At 72.6% G+C, this 20358-nt stretch carries 18 protein-coding genes; 10 read left to right on the forward strand and 8 right to left on the reverse strand.

The features are described 5' to 3' along the window. Positions 1 to 47 precede the first annotated feature (47 nt). The 4 genes from ABEB07_RS22955 (at position 48) to ABEB07_RS22970 (ending at position 4000) form a co-directional block, all read left to right on the forward strand. Positions 48 to 992 (forward strand): RluA family pseudouridine synthase, encoded by a 945-nt coding sequence (locus tag ABEB07_RS22955; protein WP_164586720.1) that lies wholly within the window; start codon positions 48 to 50, stop codon positions 990 to 992. Continuing rightward, positions 989 to 1465: a GNAT family N-acetyltransferase gene (locus ABEB07_RS22960; protein WP_345670076.1), complete on the forward strand. Its 477-nt coding sequence runs from the start codon at positions 989 to 991 to the stop codon at positions 1463 to 1465. The genes ABEB07_RS22955 and ABEB07_RS22960 overlap by 4 nt, the downstream gene beginning before the upstream one ends. Before the next feature lie 140 nt (positions 1466 to 1605). Then, positions 1606 to 3192, forward strand: a complete 1587-nt coding sequence (locus ABEB07_RS22965; protein ID WP_345670077.1) for a Na+/H+ antiporter — start codon at positions 1606 to 1608, stop codon at positions 3190 to 3192. A gap of 67 nt (positions 3193 to 3259) precedes the next feature. Then, on the forward strand, positions 3260 to 4000 hold the full coding sequence (locus ABEB07_RS22970; protein ID WP_345670078.1) for an SDR family NAD(P)-dependent oxidoreductase: 741 nt from the start codon (positions 3260 to 3262) through the stop codon (positions 3998 to 4000). 15 nt (positions 4001 to 4015) lie between these two features. Here ABEB07_RS22970 and ABEB07_RS22975 read toward each other — a convergent pair whose 3' ends face one another. After that, positions 4016 to 5200, reverse strand: a complete 1185-nt coding sequence (locus ABEB07_RS22975) for a mechanosensitive ion channel family protein (protein ID WP_345670079.1) — start codon at positions 5198 to 5200, stop codon at positions 4016 to 4018. Between the two features lie 152 nt (positions 5201 to 5352). On the opposite strand from ABEB07_RS22975, the gene ABEB07_RS22980 reads away from it, so the two are divergent. After that, the gene (locus ABEB07_RS22980) at positions 5353 to 5922 is read left to right on the forward strand and encodes a dienelactone hydrolase family protein (RefSeq protein WP_176148591.1); all 570 of its coding nucleotides are present in this window, start codon (positions 5353 to 5355) and stop codon (positions 5920 to 5922) included. An 18-nt stretch (positions 5923 to 5940) separates the two neighbouring features. On the opposite strand, the gene ABEB07_RS22985 is transcribed toward ABEB07_RS22980, so the two are convergent. From ABEB07_RS22985 to ABEB07_RS23000, 4 genes are all read right to left on the reverse strand, one after another. After that, positions 5941 to 7623 (reverse strand): alkaline phosphatase D family protein, encoded by a 1683-nt coding sequence (locus ABEB07_RS22985; RefSeq protein ID WP_345670080.1) that lies wholly within the window; start codon positions 7621 to 7623, stop codon positions 5941 to 5943. A gap of 93 nt (positions 7624 to 7716) precedes the next feature. Then, on the reverse strand, positions 7717 to 8529 hold the full coding sequence (locus tag ABEB07_RS22990) for a DsbA family protein (protein ID WP_176148589.1): 813 nt from the start codon (positions 8527 to 8529) through the stop codon (positions 7717 to 7719). 133 nt (positions 8530 to 8662) lie between these two features. Beyond that, positions 8663 to 9352, reverse strand: a complete 690-nt coding sequence (locus ABEB07_RS22995; protein ID WP_176148588.1) for a hypothetical protein — start codon at positions 9350 to 9352, stop codon at positions 8663 to 8665. Positions 9353 to 9421: 69 nt separating this feature from the next. After that, complete coding sequence (locus ABEB07_RS23000) at positions 9422 to 10759, reverse strand: DUF2252 domain-containing protein (RefSeq protein WP_176148587.1); 1338 nt, start codon at positions 10757 to 10759, stop codon at positions 9422 to 9424. Positions 10760 to 10974: 215 nt separating this feature from the next. Between ABEB07_RS23000 and dnaE the strand changes: the two genes are divergently transcribed. Further along, positions 10975 to 14514: a DNA polymerase III subunit alpha gene (dnaE, locus tag ABEB07_RS23005; RefSeq protein WP_176148586.1), complete on the forward strand. Its 3540-nt coding sequence runs from the start codon at positions 10975 to 10977 to the stop codon at positions 14512 to 14514. 99 nt (positions 14515 to 14613) lie between these two features. Here dnaE and ABEB07_RS23010 read toward each other — a convergent pair whose 3' ends face one another. Beyond that, positions 14614 to 14787 carry a hypothetical protein gene (locus tag ABEB07_RS23010; RefSeq protein WP_176148585.1) on the reverse strand — a complete coding sequence of 58 codons (174 nt, stop codon included), beginning with the start codon at positions 14785 to 14787 and terminating at the stop codon, positions 14614 to 14616. A 251-nt stretch (positions 14788 to 15038) separates the two neighbouring features. On the opposite strand from ABEB07_RS23010, the gene ABEB07_RS23015 reads away from it, so the two are divergent. The 4 genes from ABEB07_RS23015 (at position 15039) to ABEB07_RS23030 (ending at position 19075) form a co-directional block, all read left to right on the forward strand. Beyond that, positions 15039 to 16268 carry an NYN domain-containing protein gene (locus tag ABEB07_RS23015; protein WP_176148584.1) on the forward strand — a complete coding sequence of 410 codons (1230 nt, stop codon included), beginning with the start codon at positions 15039 to 15041 and terminating at the stop codon, positions 16266 to 16268. 149 nt (positions 16269 to 16417) lie between these two features. Next, positions 16418 to 17392, forward strand: a complete 975-nt coding sequence (locus ABEB07_RS23020) for an ABC transporter ATP-binding protein (protein WP_176151909.1) — start codon at positions 16418 to 16420, stop codon at positions 17390 to 17392. Between the two features lie 50 nt (positions 17393 to 17442). Next, positions 17443 to 18285, forward strand: a complete 843-nt coding sequence (locus ABEB07_RS23025; RefSeq protein ID WP_176148583.1) for an ABC transporter permease — start codon at positions 17443 to 17445, stop codon at positions 18283 to 18285. Positions 18286 to 18319: 34 nt separating this feature from the next. Continuing rightward, on the forward strand, positions 18320 to 19075 hold the full coding sequence (locus tag ABEB07_RS23030) for a CrcB family protein (protein ID WP_425589060.1): 756 nt from the start codon (positions 18320 to 18322) through the stop codon (positions 19073 to 19075). Between the two features lie 7 nt (positions 19076 to 19082). Here the strand turns inward: ABEB07_RS23030 and ybaK are convergent, their stop codons facing one another. Both ybaK and ABEB07_RS23040 read right to left on the reverse strand, forming a co-directional pair. Then, positions 19083 to 19586 (reverse strand): Cys-tRNA(Pro) deacylase, encoded by a 504-nt coding sequence (gene ybaK, locus ABEB07_RS23035; RefSeq protein WP_345670084.1) that lies wholly within the window; start codon positions 19584 to 19586, stop codon positions 19083 to 19085. Positions 19587 to 19617: 31 nt separating this feature from the next. Further along, entirely contained in the window at positions 19618 to 20358 is a 741-nt protein-coding gene (locus tag ABEB07_RS23040; RefSeq protein ID WP_345670085.1) for an LON peptidase substrate-binding domain-containing protein, read from the reverse strand.

The raw sequence follows: 20358 nt of genomic DNA on the forward strand, positions 1-20358 counted from the left end.
ACAGGCTGGCGTACGGGAGTGCCGGACCCGTCCGGCATACTCGACGGGTGAGCACGCTTCCCGAGATCCGTACCCTGCCCGTGCCCGACGGCCTGGAGGGCGAGCGCGTCGACGCCGCCATCTCCCGCATGTTCGGCTTCTCCCGTACGAAGGCGGCCGAGCTGGCCGCGGCGGGCAAGGTGCTGGTCGACGGCACGGTGGTCGGCAAGTCCGAGCGGGTGAGCGGCGGCGCCTGGCTGGAGGTCGAGATGCCGCAGGCGCCCGCGCCCGTGCGGATCGTCGCCGAGCCGGTCGAGGGCATGGAGATCGTGCACGACGACGACGACGTCGTGGTGATCGTCAAGCCGGTCGGCGTCGCGGCCCACCCCAGCCCCGGCTGGAGCGGCCCCACCGTGATCGGCGGACTGGCCGCCGCCGGGTACCGCATCTCCACCTCCGGCGCCGCCGAGCGCCAGGGCATCGTGCACCGCCTCGACGTCGGCACCTCCGGTCTGATGGTGGTCGCCAAGTCCGAGTACGCGTACACCTCGCTCAAGCGCCAGTTCAAGGAGCGCACGGTCGACAAGCGCTACCACACCCTGGTCCAGGGCCACCCCGACCCGACGAGCGGCACCATCGACGCGCCCATCGGCCGGCACCCGAACCACGACTACAAGTGGGCGGTCACCGCCGAGGGCAAGCCCTCCGTGACGCACTACGACCTGATCGAGGCGTTCCGCGCCGCGTCCCTGCTCGACGTGAAGCTGGAGACCGGCCGCACCCACCAGATCCGCGTCCACATGGCGGCCCACCGCCACCCCTGCGTCGGCGACCTGACCTACGGCGCCGACCCCACGCTCGCCAAGCGCCTGAAGCTGACCCGGCAGTGGCTGCACGCCGTGCGCCTCGGCTTCGAGCACCCCGGGGACGGCCGGTGGGCCGAGTTCGCCAGCGACTACCCCGAGGACCTCCAGCAGGCCCTGGACCAGGTCCGCGAGGAGACCTACGCATGAGCCTGTCCGCCGTGACGTACGAGGTGCGGCTCGCCGGGAGCGCCGCCGACCGCGAGGCGTGCTTCGCGGTCCGCAAGGAGGTCTTCGTCGCCGAGCAGGGCGTCGCCGAGGAGATCGAGTACGACGCGTACGACGCCGTCGCGGTGCACGTGCTCGCCGTCCGGGACGACGGCGTGCCGCTGGGCACCGGCCGGCTGCTGCACGGCGCGTCCGCCGCGGCCAGGACCGGCGGGGCGGCGGGCGTCGGCTCCCTCGGCCGGCTCGCCGTCACCAAGGAGGCCCGCGGGCTGGGCGTCGGCGTCGCCCTGGTGCGCGCCGTCGAGGAGGCGGCCCGCGCGCACGGCCTCACCGCCGTCGACCTGCACGCGCAGACGCACGCCCTCGGCTTCTACGAGCGGCTGGGCTACGAGGCGTACGGCCCCGAGTTCCCGGACGCCGGCATTCCGCACCGGGCGATGCGACGCGCCCTGTAGGGCCCGTCTCCGGACCGTCGCGGCGCTCCGGCCGCCGCGACAGGAACCGTCCCACGGCCCCCGAAGAGGCCCGTGAGCTGGGTGGCATGGCAGGCTTGAGGCTTGCCGTGTGATCGCCTCGACCTCCCGGAGCGCTGACCGTGGATCAGTTGGCCCTGCTGTTCATCGTGTTGCTCGGGGCCGTGATCAGCGTCCCGGTCGGCGACTGGCTCGGGCTGCCCGCGCCGGTGCTGATGACCCTGCTCGGGATCGTGCTGGCGGTCCTGGACTTCGTGCCGAACGTCGACATCCCGCCCGACCTGATCCTGCCCGCGCTGCTGCCGCCGCTGCTCTACGCCGCCGTGCGGCGCACCTCCTGGCGCCAGTTCGCGGCGAACAAACGGCCGATCTTCCTGCTGGCCGTCGCGCTGGTGTTCGTCACCACCCTCTGTGTCGCCGCCGTCGCCCACGCCGTCGTGCCGGGCCTGCCGGTGGCCGCCGCCCTCGCGCTCGGCGCGCTGGTCGCCCCGCCCGACCCGGTCGCCGCCACCGCCGTCGCCGGACAGCTCGGACTGCCCCGCCGCCTGGTGTCGATCCTGGAGGGCGAGGGGCTGTTCAACGACGTCACGGCCATCGTGCTCTACCACGTGGCGATCGCCGCCGCCGTCAGCGGCGAGTTCTCGGTCTGGCGGGCCGGGCTCGACCTGGTGCTGTCCGCCGTGGTCGCGCTGATCGTGGGCGTGGCGCTCGGCTGGGGCGCCAACAAGATGCTGGACCGGCTCGGCGACCCCACCCTCCAGATCGGCCTGACGCTGCTGGTGCCCTACGCCTCCTACGTCCTGGCCGAGGAACTGCACGGCTCCGGCGTCCTGGCCGTCCTCACCACCGCGCTGTTCCTGGCCGAGCACGCCGCCGACGCCGACGACGTGCTGTCCCGGCTGGCCGGGCACACCGTCTGGGACGTCGTCGACACCCTGGTCACCGGCGTCGCCTTCGGACTGGTCGGCCTGGAGCTCCACAACGCCCTCAGGACGGCCTCCAGCCGCTGGCACGAACTGCTCGGCTGGGCCGGCCTGGTCGTGGCCGTGGTGGTCTTCGTACGGCTGCTGTGGCTGCTGCCGGCCACCTGGCTCACCAAACGCCTGCACGCGCTGCGCGACTACGACGAGGACATCCCGACCAGCTGGCGGGAGACCGTCGTCATGTGGTGGTCCGGGATGCGCGGCGTGGCCTCGGTGGCGCTGGCCCTCGCCATCCCGCTCAAGACGGAGAGCGGCGCCCCCTTCCCCGACCGCGACGAGATCATCTTCATCGCCTTCGGGGTCATCATGGTCACCCTCGTCGTCCAGGGCCTCACCCTGCCCTGGCTGGTCAAGAAGCTGGGGGTGCGCGCCGACACCGAGCGCGAGAAGGAGTTCGAGAAGCAGCTCGCGGTGCGCGCGGCCAAGGCGGCCAGGCGGCGGCTGCGCGAGATCGAGTCGGTCGAGGACCTGCCGGAGGAGCTGTCCGAGCAGATGCTGCGCCGGGCCTTCGACATCGGGCTGCGCATCAACCCGCAGATCGGCGACGAGGAGCGCCGCGAGGCCCAGGAGAACCGGGTACGCAGGATCAGGCGGGTGCGCCGGATCCAGAACGAGATGCTGAGCGCGGCCCGGCACGAGGTGCTGGCGGCCCGCAGCGAGCCCGGCGCCGACCCGGAGATCGTGGACCGGGTGCTGCGCCACCTCGACGTCCGCAGCCTGCGCTGACCGCCGACCTGCCGGACGCGCCCCGAATCCCCTTGCCCTGGTCCGCGACGGGCCTAGGCTCGCCACCATGACTCGCAACGTGGTGATCAGTGGTGGCGGTACGGGGATCGGGCTGGCCGCGGCGCAGGCGTTCGCGGCCGGAGGCGACCGGGTCCTGCTGCTCGGCCGGCGGGAGGAGGTGCTGCGCGCGGCGGACGTGCCCGGCGCGCTCACCTTCGCCGCCGACGTCGGCGACGTCGACGGGGCGCGGCGGGTGGCCCGCTTCGTGGCCGGCGAACTCGGCGCGGTGGACGTGCTGGTGCACGGCGCCGGCGGCACCGGTCAGCTGGAGCCCCGGGTGGAGCGGGACGATCCGCTCGACCTCGTCGCCGACAACTGGAACGTCAACTTCCGTCTCAACACGCTGACCGCGGTGCTCCTCACCGAGGCCCTGAAGGACCGGCTCGCCGAGCCCGGCGGACGCGTGCTGTTCCTCAGCTCGATCGCCGCCTACCGGGGCTCGGGCACCGGCGCCTACGCCGCCTCCAAGGCGGCGCTGCACCCCTACGCCCACGACCTGGCCCGCCAGTTGGGCCCGCGCGGGATCACGGTGAACGTGGTGGCGCCCGGCTACATCGAGGACACCGAGTTCTTCGGCGAGGCGATGGACGACGCCCGCCGGGAGCGGCTGGTCGCCGAGACCGCCGACGGCCGGGCCGGCGCGCCGGGCGACGTCGCCGCCACCCTGCACTGGCTGGCCTCCCCGGCCGCCGGCCACGTCACCTCGCAGATCATCCAGGTCAACGGGGGCGCGGAACGCGGCCACTGAGGCCGCCGCGGCGCCTCACCGGCGCCCCGGCCGGCCGGCTGACGCCTCGCGCGCCCCCCGCGCGCCGCGCTCCTCGCGCCTGACGTCGGCGTCCTTGTCGAGCGAGGGCCGGGGCCGCACCACGCCGTCGTGGGCGGGCCCGCCCTCCTCGGCCTCGTCCTGCGGCACGACCGCCTGCGCCGTGTTGACGCGCGGCAGTGCGTAGGGGTGCTCCTCGCACAGCCAGCGGATCATCTCCTCGCGCACCGCGACGCGCACCGTGAAGATGTCGTCGGCGTCCTTCGCGGTGACCAGCGCCCGCACCTCGATGGTGTTCTGGGTGGTGTCGGTGACGTACAGGTTGTAGGCGCGGCCGTCCCAGGCCGGGCACTCGCGCACGATGTCGCGCAGCTTCTTGCGCATCGCCTCCAGCGGCGCGGAGTGGTCCAGGTGCCAGAAGACGGTGCCGGTCATCTGCGGGGTGCCGCGCGACCAGTTCTCGAACGGGTTGGCCGTGAAGTACGACACCGGCATGGTGATCCGGCGCTCGTCCCAGGTGCGCACCGTCAGGAAGGTCAGGGTGATCTCGTCGACCGTGCCCCACTCGCCGTCGACGACCACGGTGTCGCCGATGCGCACCATGTCGCCGAAGGCGATCTGCAGCCCGGCGAACATGTTGCTCAGCGTGGACTGGGCGGCGACGCCCGCGACGATGCCGAGGATGCCGGCCGAGGCCAGCAGCGAGGCGCCGGCCGCGCGCATCGCGGGGAAGGTCAGCAGCATCGAGGCGGCGGCCACGACGATGACGACCGCCGAGACCACGCGCATGATCAGCTCGACCTGGGTGCGCACCCGCCGCACCCGGGCGGGGTCGCGGTGGGCGCGGGAACTGGCGTAGCGCGAGTACGAGGTCTCGACTATCGCCGCGGCGATCCGGATCGTCAGCCAGGCGGCCGACCCGATCAGCACCAGGGTCAGCGTCCGGCCGATGCCGGCCTTGTGCTCCAGGAGCAGTTTGGCCTGGTCGTAGGAGCCTCTGAGCAGGGCGGCGCACAGGACGAGTTGGTAGGGCACGCGGGCACGGCGCAACAGGCCCCACAGAGGTGTCTCGTGGTGCCGTTCGTCGGCCTTGCGCAGCAGCAGGTCGGTGGCCCAGCCGATGAGCAGGGTGAGGAACACCGAGCCGCCGATCACGGCAAGCGGGCGGAGTACGTTCTCCATGCCTGCGCTCCTAACCGGAGCCGGCCGGGCATGAACATGTGTCTTCGCCGGGATCGCGGGTAGCGCCCCCGGCGATGTGACGAGGTCAACCCGCGTCCCGGCGTGGCCGAACCGCGGCGGGCGGCGCCCCTGGCGGCTGGCACCATGGCCTCATGAACATCATGCTCTTCCACTCCACCCAGGGCCTCAGGCCCGCCGTGCGCGAGGCCGCGGACCGGCTGCGCGCCGCCGGGCACGAGGTGTGGACCCCGGACCTCTTCGAGGGGCGTACGTTCGACTCGATCGAGGAGGGCGTCGCCTTCAAGGACGGCGTCGGCAAGGACGAGCTGCTCCGGCGCGCCGTGCTGGCCGCGGCGCCGTACTCGGAACGGGGCCTGGTGTACGCCGGGTTCTCGCTGGGCGCCGCGATCGCGCAGACCCTCGCCCTCGGCGACGACAAGGCGCGCGGCCTGCTGCTCCTGCACGGCACCTCCGACGTCGCGCCGAACGCGGCCGTGGACGCCCTGCCCGTGCAGCTGCACGTGGCCGAGCCCGACCCGTTCGAGACGGACGACTGGCTGAGCGCCTGGTACCTCCAGATGGGCCGCACCGGCGCCGACGTGGAGGTGTACCGCTACCCGGGGGCCGGCCACCTCTACACCGACCCGGACCTGCCGGACCACGACGCGCAGGCGGCCGAGGCCACCTGGCGGGTGGCGCTCGGCTTCCTCGACAGCCTGTAGGGCGGCGGCCCGGCGCGGCTACACCGGGTCGTAGGTCCGCTCGACCTTCTGGGTGCCGCTGCGGGTGCGGTACGACCGCGCCCAGGACGAGGTGGCGTCCTGCTTCGTGCGGTCGGAGACGACGTAGTAGTCCATCTGCGCGCGCTGCGCGGTGATGTCCAGGACGCCGTAGCCGTGCCGGTCCGTGTCCACCCAGTGCACGTGCCGGTTGGCGGCCTGGATGACCGGTGCGGCCACCGCCGAGACCACGCCCTCGGGCACCTTGACGATGTCGTCGAGGTTGTCCGAGGTCATCGAGGTGACCACGAACTCCGTGGCGGCCGAGGCGGACAGCGGGTAGGTGCCGGCGTCCACCGGCACGTCGTTGGCCCACGCCATGTGGATGTCGCCGGTCAGGAAGACGGTGTTGCGGATGGCGTTGGCGCGCAGGTGGGCCAGCAGCTCGCGGCGGTCGTCGGTGTAGCCGTCCCACTGGTCGCTGTTGATCGCCAGGCCCTCCTGCGGCAGCCCGAGCAGCTTCGCCAGCGGCTTGAGCAGGTCGGCGGAGAGGGAGCCGACGACGAAGGGGGAGATCATCACCGAGTTGCCGACCAGCCGCCAGGTGGTGTCGGACGCCGCGAGACCCGACTTCAGCCAGTCCAGCTGGGCGCGGCCGGTGATGGTGCGGTCCGGGTCGTCGACCGAGCCGCTGCCGGTGGACGCCTGCTGGGAGCGGAAGGAGCGCAGGTCGAGCAGGGACAGGTCGGCGAGCTTGCCGAAGCGCAGCCGGCGGTAGGTGGTGCCGGCGATCGCCGGGCGGACCGGCATCCACTCGAAGTACGCCTGCTGGGCGGCGGCCTTGCGGTCGCTCCAGGCGCCCTCGGCGCCCTCGGTGTGGTTGACCGCGCCGCCCGACCAGGCGTTGTCGGCGAACTCGTGGTCGTCCCAGATCGCGACGACCGGCGCCCGGTGGTGCAGCGCCTGGAGGTCGGGGTCGGTCTTGTACTTCGCGTGCCGGATCCGGTAGTCGGCCAGGGTGAGGATCTCGTTGGCCGGGGCGTGCGGGCGCACCACCTTGCCGCGCGCCGCGTACTCGCCCGACTTGTACTCGTAGATGTAGTCGCCCAGGTGCAGCCAGGCGTCCAGGTCACCGCGGGCCGCGAGGTGCCGGTACGGGGAGAAGTAACCGGCCTCCCAGTTGGCGCAGGAGACCACGCCGAAGCGCAGCCCGGTGACGGCGGCGTCGTGGGCGGGCGCGGTGCGGGTGCGGGCGGCGGGGGAGTCGGCGCCGCCGGCGGAGAAGCGGAACCAGTAGTCGGTGGCCGGCGCCAGGCCGCGTATGTCGGCCTTGACGGTGTGATCGCAGGCGGCGGTCGCGGTGGTGGAGCCCCGGGCGACGACGTCCGTGAACGCCTTGTCCCGGGCCACCACCCAGCTCACCTCGGTGTCCGGACCGAGCCCGGAGCCCGGCACGGCCTCCTCGGTCGGGGTCACCCGGGTCCACAGCAGGACACCGTCGGGCAGCGGGTCGCCGGAGGCGACGCCGTGCAGGAAGGCGGGCGCGCTCGCGGCGGCCCGCGCGGGCAGCGCGGCGGCGAGCGGCGCCGCCAGCACCACACCGGCCGCCGCGGCCTTGACGACCGTACGGCGGCGCGGGGAAAGCGGGTTGACGAGCTCGGCTCGCGAGGCGTCGTCCTGGGTTGCTCTGTATCGACTGGTCACGGCCGATCAGATTACTGATCAGTACACCCGATGAGCGGGCGAACCGACAAAAGTTCGCCCGCTCTTCGGCCCGGGTTGGGACCGCGCGCCCGATCAGCCCTTCAGGGCCGCGTCGATGGCCTTGTTGAAGTCCTCCGGGGTGGACGGCGCGTTCTTGCCGTCGGGGCCCGTCAGCGTCTTGCCGTCCATCTTCAGGGTCGGGGTGCCGCTGATGCCGTCCTTGTCGAAGATTTTCGCCTCCTCCAGGGCCCAGCGGTCGTAGGTGCCCTCCTTCACGGCCTTCTGGAAGGCCGCGTTGCCCTTGAGCGCGGGGACCGTGTCCGCGATCTTGAGCAGGTAGGCGTCGTCCTTGAACTTGTCGTCGGTCTCCTCGGGGTGCCACTTGGTCGAGTACATCGCGGACTTGAACTCGACGAACGCCTCCGGGCTGACGTTCAGCGCGGCGCCGAGGGCGCTGAGCGCGTTCTTGGAGCCCACGCCCGGGAGGTTCTTGTCCAGGAAGGTCGCGCCGACGTACTGGAGCTTGAACTTGCCGTCGTCGACGTCCTTCTTCACCGTCGAGCCGACGGCCTGCTCGAACTGGGCGCAGACCGGGCAGCGCGGGTCCTCGTAGACGGTGAGGGTCTTCTTGGCGGTGCTCTTGCCTATGACGACGGTCGTGCCGTTCTCGCCGGTGGTGTGGGCCGGCTTCACCAGCGGCTTGGTCTTCGCCGCGTCCCAGCCGCTGGGCTTGTTGGCCTGGACGACGGCGTATCCGATGCCGCCGGCCGCGGCCAGCACGACGACGACGGAGGCGGCGACGATGACCTGCCGCTTCGTCCGGTCGCGCTTGGCCTGGCGCTCGCGCTCGGCGCGCAGCCGCTCGCGGGCCGCCGTCTTCGCCGTCTGGCTGTTGCGCTTGCTCATGGTGGTGTTCTCCTCAAGGGCGCGCGGGCGGGCCGCGCGGGGTTCGGTGGGGACCTGTCGTGCCCGGGGCGCCGTCGCCGCTCCTGGAGGGAGCCGTTCCCGGAGGAGCCGTGGGAGCCGGCTCTCGGAGGAGTCAGGCGAGGGCGGCCGGGCACGGCGGTCCGCGCCGTCCCAGGGAGTGCGCGAGGAGGAGGGTGCGCGGCCTGCCGCGGTGCGGTGCGGGCCGGCCGGGCCGGGCCGCGGCGCGCTCGCGGCGGACCGTGACGGCGGCCACCGCGAGCAGCAGCGGCCGGAAGGTGAGCGCCGCCGCCGAGCGCAGCAGCCGGGCGAGCGCGCGTTCGCCGCGGCGCAGCCAGGCGGCGGCGACGAGGCCGACGCCGAGGTGCGCGGCGAGCAGCAGCCAGGCGGTGGCCGGGTCGGCGTGGGCGAGCAGCGGCACCAGTCGGTCGCCGCCCCCGCTCAGCCGGGCCAGCGGGGTGCCGACGTCGTGGCGGTCGCCGCACAGCACGTCCCAGCCCACCGAGCGCAGGGGCCCCGCGACCGGGCCGCCGGCGGGGCCGTAGCAGAGCTGCTGGCCGGTGGTGAAGACCGTGTCGGCGGCCAGCTCCAGCGGGATCAGCAGGGCGGCGATCCGCCCGAAGCCGCGTTCGCGCCCGGCCAGGGCGTAGGCGAGCGCGAAGACGGCGGCCGCGACGGCGGCCACCGTGTTCAGCGGCAGCGGGACCCGCGACAGCAGCACGTGCGACGCGGTGCTGAGCGTCACGACCACGGCCGTGAACAGCGCCGCGCGTACGGCTCTGAGGGGGGTCCCGGATATGTCCATAGCGAGAGGAGAGTGTGTCATGCGGGCCGGTAAGAGGTCTCTAAAGGAACCCTGTGAGCGGCCCTTCCGTCACAGACCCGGAATCCGTCCGTTGCGGAACAGGTCCACGAAGATCTGGTGGTCGGCACGCGCGCGTGCCCCGTAGGCGTGCGCGAAGTCCACCAGGAGCGGGGCGAAGCCCTCCTCGTCGGCCGCGATCGCCGCGTCGATGGCCCGCTCGGTGGAGAACGGCACCAGCGACTCCCCGGACTGGTCGTCCGCCGCCGCGTGCATGGTGGCGGTGGCCCGGCCGAGGTCGGCGACGACCTGCGCGATCTCCTCCGGGTCGTCGACGTCGCCCCATTCCAGGTCCACCGCGTACGGCGAGACCTCGGCGACCAGCTGGCCGGCGCCGTCCAGCTCGGTCCAGCCCAGCCACGGGTCGGCGTGCGCCTGGAGGGCGCGCTGGGAGATCACCGTGCGGTGCCCCTCGTGCTGGAAGTAGTCGCGGATCGCCCGGTCGGCGATGTGCCGGGAGACGGCCGGGGTCTGGGCCTGCTTGACGTAGATCACCACGTCGTTCTCCAGGGCGTCGCTGTTGCCCTCCAGGAGGATGTTGTACGACGGCAGCCCGGCCGAGCCGATGCCGATCCCGCGGCGGCCGACCACGTCCTTGACGCGGTAGGAGTCCGGGCGGGCCAGCGAGGACTCGGGCAGCGTCTCCAGATAGCCGTCGAAGGCGGCCAGCACCTTGTAGCGGGTGGCGGCGTCCAGCTCGACGGAGCCGCCGTCGGGCGCGAAGCGGCGCTCGAAGTCGCGGATCTCCGTCATCGAGTCCAGCAGCCCGAACCGGGTCAGCGACCGGGCGTCGCGCAGCGCGTCCAGCAGCGGGCCCTCGGCGGTGTCCAGGGTGAAGGGCGGCACCTCGTCGTCCTTGGCGCCGGCGGCCAGGGCGTGGACGCGCTCGCGGTAGGCGGCGGCGCAGACGGTCACCAGCTCGGTGATCTGGTCGTCGCTGAGCGCCTTGGCGTGGCCGAGCAGGGCGAGGGAGGCGGCCAGGCGCTGCACGTCCCAGGTGAACGGGCCGACATAGGCCTCGTCGAAGTCGTTGACGTTGAAGACCAGACGCCCGTTCGAATCCATGTAGGTGCCGAAGTTCTCCGCGTGCAGGTCGCCGTGGATCCACACGCGCGAGGTGCGCTCGTCCAGGTAGGGCCCGCCCGCTATCGTCCCGCCGCTGCCGGCCGCCAGGTCGTGGTAGAAGAGGCAGGCCGTGCCCCGGTAGAACGCGAACGCCGAGGCCGCCATCTTCCGGAACTTCACCCGGAACGCGGCCGGGTCGGCGGCCAGGAGCTCGCCGAAGGCGGTGTCGAAGACGGCGAGGATCTCCTCGCCGCGCTGCTCGTCGCTGAGCTGGGGGACCGACATCGCGGGATGCCTCCTGGTACAGGTGGTACGTGACGGGTGGGGACGGACCTTCCCCCGGGAGCCCAACGTCCGGCGCCGCCCGGGAGTGCCCGCCTCCGCTGCGCATGAAGGTACGCGGCGGGGCGGCCCGGGTGTCAGTGGCGGGGCATAGACTTCGACGCTGACCCCCAGACTTGTCCGACCCGCCGCCATGCCGTTCCCGAGGAGGCCGAACCGTGTCGAAGCCGCCGTTCACGCACCTGCACGTCCACACCCAGTACTCGCTGCTGGACGGTGCCGCGCGGCTGAAGGACATGTTCGACGCCTGCAATGAAATGGGCATGACGCACATCGCCATGTCCGACCACGGCAACCTGCACGGGGCGTACGACTTCTTCCACACCGCGAAGAAGGCCGGAATCACCCCGATCATCGGCATCGAGGCGTATGTCGCCCCCGAGTCCCGGCGCAACAAGCGCAAGATCCAGTGGGGTCAGCCGCACCAGAAGCGCGACGACGTCTCCGGCTCCGGCGGCTACACCCACAAGACGATGTGGGCGGTCAACAGCACGGGCCTGCACAACATCTTCCGGCTCTCCTCCGACGCCTACGCCGAGGGCTGGCTCCAGAAGTGGCCGCGCATGGACAAGGAGACCATCGCGCGGTGGTCCGAGGGCGTCGTCGCCTCCACCGGCTGCCCCTCCGGCGAGGTGCAGACCCGGCTGCGCCTCGGCCAGGACGAGGAGGCCCTGAAGGCGGCCGCCGACTACCAGGACATCTTCGGCAAGGACCGCTACTTCCTGGAGCTGATGGACCACGGCATCGACATCGAGCACCGGGTCCGCGACGGCCTCCTGGAGATCGGCCGGAAGCTCGGCATCCCGCCGCTGGTCACCAACGACTCGCACTACACCTACGCGCACGAGGCGACCGCCCACGACGCGCTGCTGTGCATCCAGACCGGCAAGAACCTCTCCGACCCCGACCGCTTCCGGTTCGACGGCACCGGCTACTACCTGAAGTCCACCGACGAGATGTACGCCATCGACTCCTCGGACGCCTGGCAGCAGGGCTGCGCCAACACGCTCCTGGTGGCCGAGATGGTCGACACCGCGGGCATGTTCGAGAAGCGCGACCTCATGCCCAGGTTCGACATCCCCGAGGGCTACACCGAGGTCACCTGGTTCAAGGAGGAGGTGCGCCGCGGCATGGAGCGCCGCTTCCCCGGCGGCATCCCCGAGGACCGCCAGAAGCAGGTCGAGTACGAGATGGACGTCATCATCCAGATGGGGTTCCCGGGCTACTTCCTCGTCGTCGCCGACTTCATCATGTGGGCCAAGAACAACGGCATCGCCGTCGGCCCCGGCCGCGGCTCGGCGGCCGGCTCGATCGTCGCCTACGCCATGGGCATCACCGACCTCGACCCGATCCCGCACGGCCTGATCTTCGAGCGGTTCCTCAACCCCGAGCGCGTCTCCATGCCCGACGTCGACATCGACTTCGACGAGCGCAGGCGCGTCGAGGTGATCCGGTACGTCACGGAGAAGTACGGCGCCGACAAGGTCGCCATGATCGGCACCTACGGCAAGATCAAGGCCAAGAACGCGATCAAGGACTCCGCGCGCGTGCTGGGCTACCCGTACGCGATGGGCGACCGCCTCACCAAGGCCATGCCCGCCGACGTCCTCGGCAAGGGCATCGACCTGAACGGCATCACCGATCCCGCGCACCCGCGCTACAGCGAGGCCGGCGAGATCCGCGCGATGTACGAGAACGAGCCGGACGTGAAGAAGGTCATCGACACCGCCAAGGGCGTCGAGGGCCTGGTGCGACAGATGGGCGTGCACGCCGCCGGCGTGATCATGTCCAGCGAGACCATCACCGAGCACGTCCCGGTCTGGGTCCGGCACACCGACGGCGTGACCATCACCCAGTGGGACTACCCGAGCTGCGAGTCGCTCGGCCTGCTGAAGATGGACTTCCTCGGCCTGCGCAACCTGACGATCATGGACGACGCCGTCAAGATGGTGAAGTCCAACAAGGGGATCGACATCGATCTCCTCGGCCTCCCGCTGGACGACCCCACCACCTTCGAACTGCTCCAGCGCGGCGACACCCTCGGCGTCTTCCAGTTCGACGGCGGCCCCATGCGCTCCCTGCTGCGCCTGATGAAGCCGGACAACTTCGAGGACATCTCCGCCGTGTCCGCGCTGTACCGCCCGGGCCCCATGGGCATGGACTCGCACACCAACTACGCGCTGCGCAAGAACGGCCTCCAGGAGATCACCCCGATCCACAAGGAGCTGGCGGAGCCCCTGGAAGAGGTCCTGGCCGTCACCTACGGCCTGATCGTCTACCAGGAGCAGGTGCAGAAGGCCGCCCAGATCATCGCCGGCTACTCGCTCGGCGAGGCCGACATCCTGCGCCGCGTGATGGGCAAGAAGAAGCCCGACGAGCTGGCCAAGAACTTCACCATCTTCCAGGCCGGCGCCAAGAGGAACGGCTACAGCGACGAGGCCGTCCAGGCGCTGTGGGACGTGCTGGTCCCGTTCGCCGGCTACGCCTTCAACAAGGCCCACTCGGCCGCCTACGGCCTGGTGTCCTACTGGACCGCCTACCTCAAGGCCAACCACCCCGCCGAGTACATGGCCGCGCTGCTGACCTCCGTCAAGGACGACAAGGACAAGTCGGCGGTCTACCTCAACGAGTGCCGCCGCATGGGCATCAAGGTGCTGCCGCCCAACGTCAACGAGTCCGAGTCGAACTTCGCCGCCCAGGGCGACGACGTGATCCTCTTCGGCCTCTCCGCCGTCCGCAACGTCGGCACGAACGTCGTCGAGTCGATCATCAAGTCCCGCAAGGCCAAGGGGAAGTACTCCTCCTTCCCCGACTACCTCGACAAGGTCGAGGCCGTGGTCTGCAACAAGCGCACCACCGAGTCGCTGATCAAGGCCGGCGCCTTCGACACCATGGGCCACACCCGCAAGGGCCTCACCGCGCAGTACGAACCGATGATCGACACCGTGGTCGCGGTCAAGCGCAAGGAGGCCGAGGGCCAGTTCGACCTCTTCGGCGGGATGGGCGAGGAGACCAGCGGCGAGCCCGGCTTCGGACTCGACGTGGAGTTCTCCCCGGACGAGTGGGACAAGACCTACCTGCTCGCCCAGGAACGGGAGATGCTCGGCCTCTACGTCTCCGACCACCCCCTCTTCGGCCTGGAGAACGTGCTCGCCGACAAGGCCGACGCCGGCATCTCCCAGCTCACCGGCGGCGAGCACGCCGACGGCGCGGTCGTCACCATCGGCGGCATCATCTCGGGCCTCCAGCGCAAGATGACCAAGCAGGGCAACGCCTGGGCGATCGCCACCGTCGAGGACCTGGCCGGCTCCATCGAGTGCATGTTCTTCCCGGCGACCTACCAGCTGGTGTCCACCCAACTCGTCGAGGACGCCGTGGTGTTCGTCAAGGGCCGGCTCGACAAGCGCGAGGACGTGCCGCGGCTGGTCGCCATGGAACTCCAGGTCCCCGACCTGTCCCACGCCGGCGCGAACGCCCCCGTGGTCCTCACCATCCCGGCCACCCGCGTCACCCCGCCGATGATCAGCCGCCTCGGCGAGATCCTCACCCACCACCGGGGCGAGAGCGAGGTCCGCATCAAGCTCCAGGGCCCGACCAGGACGACGGTGCTGCGTCTCGACCGGCACCGGGTGAAGCCCGACCCCGCCCTCTTCGGCGATCTGAAGGTGCTCCTCGGCCCGTCCTGCCTGGCCGGCTGAGACCGGGAGCGAAAAGGAGGGGGCGTACCCGTGCGCATCGGGTACGCCCCCTCTCGGTACCGGGGCTCAGAGCACGCTCAACGGCCCGCGCACCTCACATCAGTTGTGGCCGAAGCGCTTCTGACGTCCCTTGCGGGCCACGTCGGTGGGACTCAGCTGCGGCGCGTGGTGCTCGGGCTGCGGCTCCGTCACGGAGTGCTCCGTGTCCCGAGGGCCGTTCGCGGCCACGGACGTCTTCTGCCGGCTGCGGTCCTGCTTGCGGTTCTTGGCCATGGTGATCAACCTCCTGCGGGGGATCTAGGGGCCAGGGCCGCGACCAGACTCACACACGCCGACAATGAACGCATGTCGGATAATTACCGTATGTGACAAGGGTCATCGGGCCGTCGGACCCGGAAACGCCACGCCGAAGATCGAGTTCGGGCCGTTAACCCCGGCGCGGTCGGGCAGACTCGAAACAAGCCCGAAGCGAAACCCCGAGCAACAAAACCCGAAACAACCTCCCCGGAAAGAGGGTGGATCGCGTGGACCGCTGCATCGTCCTGGTGGACGCCGGGTACCTGCTGGGCGCCGCCGCCAGCCTCCTCGCCGGGGAACCCTCGCGTTCCCGGATCACCGTCGACCATGCCGCGCTCGTCCAGCGACTGCGCGAACAGGCCGAGTCCGACACCGGCCGGCCGCTGCTGCGCATCTACTGGTTCGACGGCGCCCCCGACCGCGTACCGCAGCCCGAGCACCGCAGACTGCGGGTGATGCCCCGCGTCACCGTCCGCCTCGGCGCGCTGACCCGCAGCGACGGACGCTGGGCGCAGAAGGGCGTGGACGCGGCCATGCACGCCGAACTCACCGAACTCGCCCGCAACCGCGCCTGCTCCGACGTCGTCCTCGTCACCGGCGACGGCGACCTGCTGCCCGGCATGATGGCCGCCAAGGAGCACGGCGTCGCCGTCCACCTGTGGGCCGTGCAGGCCGCCGACGGCGACTACAACCAGTCCGAGGACCTGGTCGCCGAGGCCGACGAACGCCGGGTGCTGGACCGCGCCTGGATCACCAAGGCGGTCCGCGCCAAGGAGTACGGCGGGATCTGCGCGCCGCCGCCCGTGCCCCGCCCCGAGATCGCGGCCATCCTCTCCGCGCCGCTGCCCGAGTCCTCGCTCTCGTCGGCCGGGGAGCGCCCGGCCGGCGAGCGGCCGCACCCGGCGGCCGACGGCGCGGGCCCCCGGGACGGCGCCGGGGAGCGGCTGCCGGCCGCCAAGGGCGTGCCCACGCCCAAGGACCTCGCCGCCCTGCGCGCCCCGGGCGCCCCGGCGTCCGCGCCGCCGCACCCGCCCTCGGCCACCCTGCGCTGGTCCTCCGACCGCGGCTGGGTGGAACGGCCCGGCACGGCCGCCGAACCCGCCGAGGCCGCCGCCATGCCCACCCTCGCCCAGCTGACCAGCGCCGAGCAGCGGTGGGCCGACCGGGAGGAGGACATCACGACCGTCGGCGGCGACCCGTACGAAGTGGGACAGGTGTTCGCCCGGCGCTGGGTGGAGCGGCTCGGCGACCAGGGCCACCTGGAGAAGCTGTCCTCGATGTACCCGCGGGTCCCGCACCGCGTCGACGGCGAGCTGCTGCGCTACGCCGCCCGCTTCGGCCTCCTCGCCCACAAGGACGACCAGATCGACGAGAACGACCGCTACGCCATCCGGGCCGGCTTCTGGCGCGAGATCGACGTGCGCACCGGCGTCGAACACGCCCCGGCGGGCGACTGAGCACCAGGTGGGCGACGGCCCGGCCGACCGGCCGGGCCGGGAAGAACCAGGAGCGGACGCCCCAAGGACGAGTAAAGCGCACCGACCCCGTACCCTCGTCCCTTGTGAGTACGCGCGTGGCACAGGCACTTCGGCCCGGAGACGACGTCGTGTGCGCGGTGCGCGGACTGACCAAGACCTACCCCGCCGCCCGCGGCCGGCGCGGCGCGCCCGGCACACCCGAGGTGCGCGCCAGCGACGACGTCGCGCTCGACGTCCGGCGCGGCGAGATCTTCGGCCTGCTCGGCCCGAACGGCGCCGGCAAGTCCACCCTCGTACGGCAGCTCACCGGCCTGATGCGCCCCGACCGGGGCGCCGTCGAGATCCTCGGCCACGACATCGTGGCGCACCCCGAGCGCGCCGCCCGCCTGCTGGCCTACCTCGGCCAGGAGTCCGGGGCCCTGGACGAGCTGACCGTCTCGCTGGCCGCCGAGACCACCGGACGGCTGCGCGGCCTGCCCGCCGCCCGGGCCCGCGCCGAACGGGACGCCGTCCTGGAGGAGCTGGGCCTGACCGCGCTCGCCGGCCGCGCGCTGAAGAAGCTGTCCGGCGGCCAGCGGCGGCTCGCCTGCTTCGCCGCCGCGCTGGTCGGCGAACGGCCGCTGCTGGTGCTGGACGAACCCACCACCGGCATGGACCCGGTGGCCCGGCGGGCGGTGTGGGGCGCCGTCGACCGGCGGCGCGCCGAACGCGGCACGACCGTCCTGCTGGTCACCCACAACGTCATCGAGGCCGAGACGGTCCTCGACCGGGTCGCCGTCCTGGACGGCGGCCGGGTCATCGCCTGCGACACCCCGGCCGGCCTCAAGGAGCGGGTCTCCGGCGAGGTGCGGGTCGAGCTGGTGTGGCGGGAGCGGGCGCCGCTGGAGGTGCCGGAGGTCGCCGCGCTGCGCGAGCGCGCGGTGGAGTCCGGGCGCCGCTGGACGCTGCGCCTGGCGCCCGAGGAGGCCCGCGCCGCCGTGGCGACGGTGACCGGCGGGGCCGCCTTCACCGCCCTGGACGACTTCACCCTCGCCACGCCCAGCCTGGAGGACGTGTACCTCGCGCTGGGCGGCGCCGCCCGGCAGGGGCTGGTGAAGGCGTGAGCCGTGCCGGACTGCGTCACGTGGGACGCGGGGAAGAGGAGCAGTTCGACGTGAGTGTCGTACCCGCCGACGTGCCGGCCGCCGAGGCGCCGGCCCCCACGGTGACCGGACCGCGCGGCGGCGCCGGACGGACGGCGGCCGCCGAGCTGGGGCCGCGGGCGCGGCTGTGGCCGTCGCTGGCGGCCGTCTACCGGGCCCAGCTGTCCCGGGCGCGGGTGGCGCGGATCCCGCTGCTGTTCGTGGCGACCTTCCAGTCCGTCGGCATCATGATCATGATGCGGGGCGTGGTCAGCGGCGGCGGCGAGGCGCACTTCGTGGTGGCCGGCGCCTCGATCGTCGTCGTCGCCTACGTCGCGCTCAACCTGCTCTCGCAGTACTTCGGCCAGCTGCGCTTCAGCGGCGGCCTCGACCACTACGCGACGCTGCCCGTGCCGCCGGCGGCCGTGGTGCTGGGCGCGGCGGCCGCCTACGCCTCCTTCACGGTGCCGGGCACGCTCGTCACCGCCGTCCTCGGCTGCGTGCTGTTCGGGCTGCCGCTGGGCAACCTGTGGGTGCTGGTGGCGGTGATCCCGCTCGCGGGGGCCGCGCTCTCCGGTCTCGGGGCCGCCTGCGGGCTGCTCGCGCCGCGCCCGGAACTGGCCACCTTGCTGGGCCAGTTGGGGATGTCGGCGGCGCTGCTGCTGGGCGTCCTGCCGCCGGACCGGATGCCGGGGGTCGTACGGCTGGCCCGGGACCTGCTGCCGTCGACGTACGGCGTGGAGGCGTACGCGCGGACCTTCGCCGAGCGGCCCGACTGGGCGTACGTCGCCGTGGACATGGCCGTGTGCGCCGGGGTGGGCGTGATCTCGCTGGCCGTGGCCACCTGGGCCTACCGCCGGGCGGCCGTCCGGTGACGCGGCCTCCGGAGCCAACTGGCACGATGGCAGGGTGACCTCTCCGTTGACTCCACCTCCGCCGCCGCACGGGCGGCCGTCCCACCCCTCCCGGCCCGGCGAGTCGGCGCAGACCCCGCAGCCGCAGCCGGAGCCCGCGGACCACGCGCCCGAGGCGCCCGAGGCGCCCGGCGCCCAGGCCGCGCCGGGCCCCGACTGGCAGGCGCCGGTGGCGGGCGGCGGGGCGACGGGATCGCCGTACGGGCAGGACGGCCCCGGGATACGGACCGAGCTGCGGGAGGCCGCCGTGATCACGGTGGCCGTGGCGCTCGGCGGGGTGCTGCTGGGGCTGCTGTGGCTCTGGCTGGCGCCCAGGGTGCCGCTGGTCGGCGAGGTGTCGGACAACAGCTGGGTGGTCTACCTCAAGGACTCCGAGGGCGAGCAGGCGATCGGCGTGGACGGAACGTTCACTCTGCTCGCGCTGGCCCTCGGCGCGCTGAGCGCGGTCGCCGTCTTCCTGCCGCGCAGGCGCGGGGGAGTGCCGCTGGTGGTGGCGCTGTGCGTGGGCGGGCTGCTCGGGTCGCTGCTGGCGTGGCGGCTCGGGCTGTGGCTCGGCCCCGAGCACGACGTGATCGCGCACGCCAAGGCGGTGGGCAAGGGCGTGACCTTCTCCGCCCCGATGAAGCTGGGCGCGAAGGGCGCGCTGCTGGCGTGGCCGCTGGCGGCCCTGGTGATCCACCTCGGCCTCACCGCCCTCTTCGGCCCCCGCGACCCGGACCCGTACGGCTACGACCACGCACCGCGCACGTAGCGGTGGGTCAGCTCCGGCCGATGGGGGCCAGGGTGGCGTGGGTCAGGGCGGCCAGGTCAGCGGGGGACAGCTCGACCTCCAGGCCGCGGCGGCCGGCCGAGACGCAGATCGTGGGATGACCCGTGGCCGAGGCGTCCAGGACCGTGCGGAGCCGCTTGCGCTGGCCCAGCGGGGAGATGCCGCCCCGGACGTAGCCGGTGGTGCGCTCGGCGAGCGCCGGGTCCGCCATCGCCGCCCGCTTGCCGCCGACCGCCGACGCCAGCGCCTTCAGGTCCAGCGACCCCGCCACCGGGACCACGGCCACCGTCAGGCTCCCGTCCACGTCCGCGACCAGGGTCTTGAACACCCGGTCCGGGGAGACGCCCATCGCCTCGGCCGCCTCCTCGCCGTAGGAGGGGTGGGAGGGGTCGTGGTCGTAGGCGTGGACGGTGAAGTCCACGCCCGCCGCGGTCAGGGCCACCGTCGCCGGCGTCCCCGCGGACTGCTGCTGCTTCTTCGCCTTCTTCGCCATGGGCGGCCCGGCTTCCCTCCGCGTTCGTACGTCAGTTCAGGCTGGTGGGGGCGCGCGTCAGCTCGGGCGACGGCAGCGACGGCAGATTGCGGATGATCGCCGTCTCCGCCCGCAGCAGCCGCAGCTCGTCACGCAGCCGCGAGGCGGTGTCCGGCGCCTGGAGCAGCCGCTGCTTGGTCGGCGTGTCCAGCACCATCGCCGCCGCCACCAGGTACGACACCACGTTCGGCTCGTCGGGCAGCTCCGCTCCGGTGGCCAGCGACCGCTCCCGCGCGCCCGCCAGCCGCTTCTGGTACTGCCGGAAGGACCGCAGCACCCCCTCGGCCAGCGCGCCCGCCTCGTCGCCGGACTCGTCGGGCAGCTCCTCCAGCTCCGCCGTCAGATACGGCCCCGAGGCGTCCACCGACAGCAGCCGCACCCGGGTCGTGCCGGTCGCCAGCACCTCGAAGGTGCCGTCGGCCCGCTCCCGTACGGTCGCCGCGTCCGCCACGCAGCCCACCCCGTGGAACGCCCGGACCGGGGCGGCGCCGAACCCGGCGGCGGGGCCGGTGTCGGTCACCGCCGTCGCGTCGGGCAGGCCCGGGGCGCTCGGGGCCACCTCGTGGCCGTCGCGGATCGCCACGACGGCGAACCGGCGCGGTTCGTCCTCCGGGGTCTTCAGCAGGGCGCGCATCATCGCGCGGTAGCGCTCCTCGAAGACGTTCAACGGGAGCACCAGCCCCGGGAACAGCACGGAGTTCAGCGGGAACAGGGGAAGCCGGACGGTGGTCAC

Source organism: Streptomyces similanensis (genome assembly GCF_039543625.1).
Taxonomy (GTDB): Bacteria; Actinomycetota; Actinomycetes; order Streptomycetales; family Streptomycetaceae; genus Streptomyces; species Streptomyces similanensis.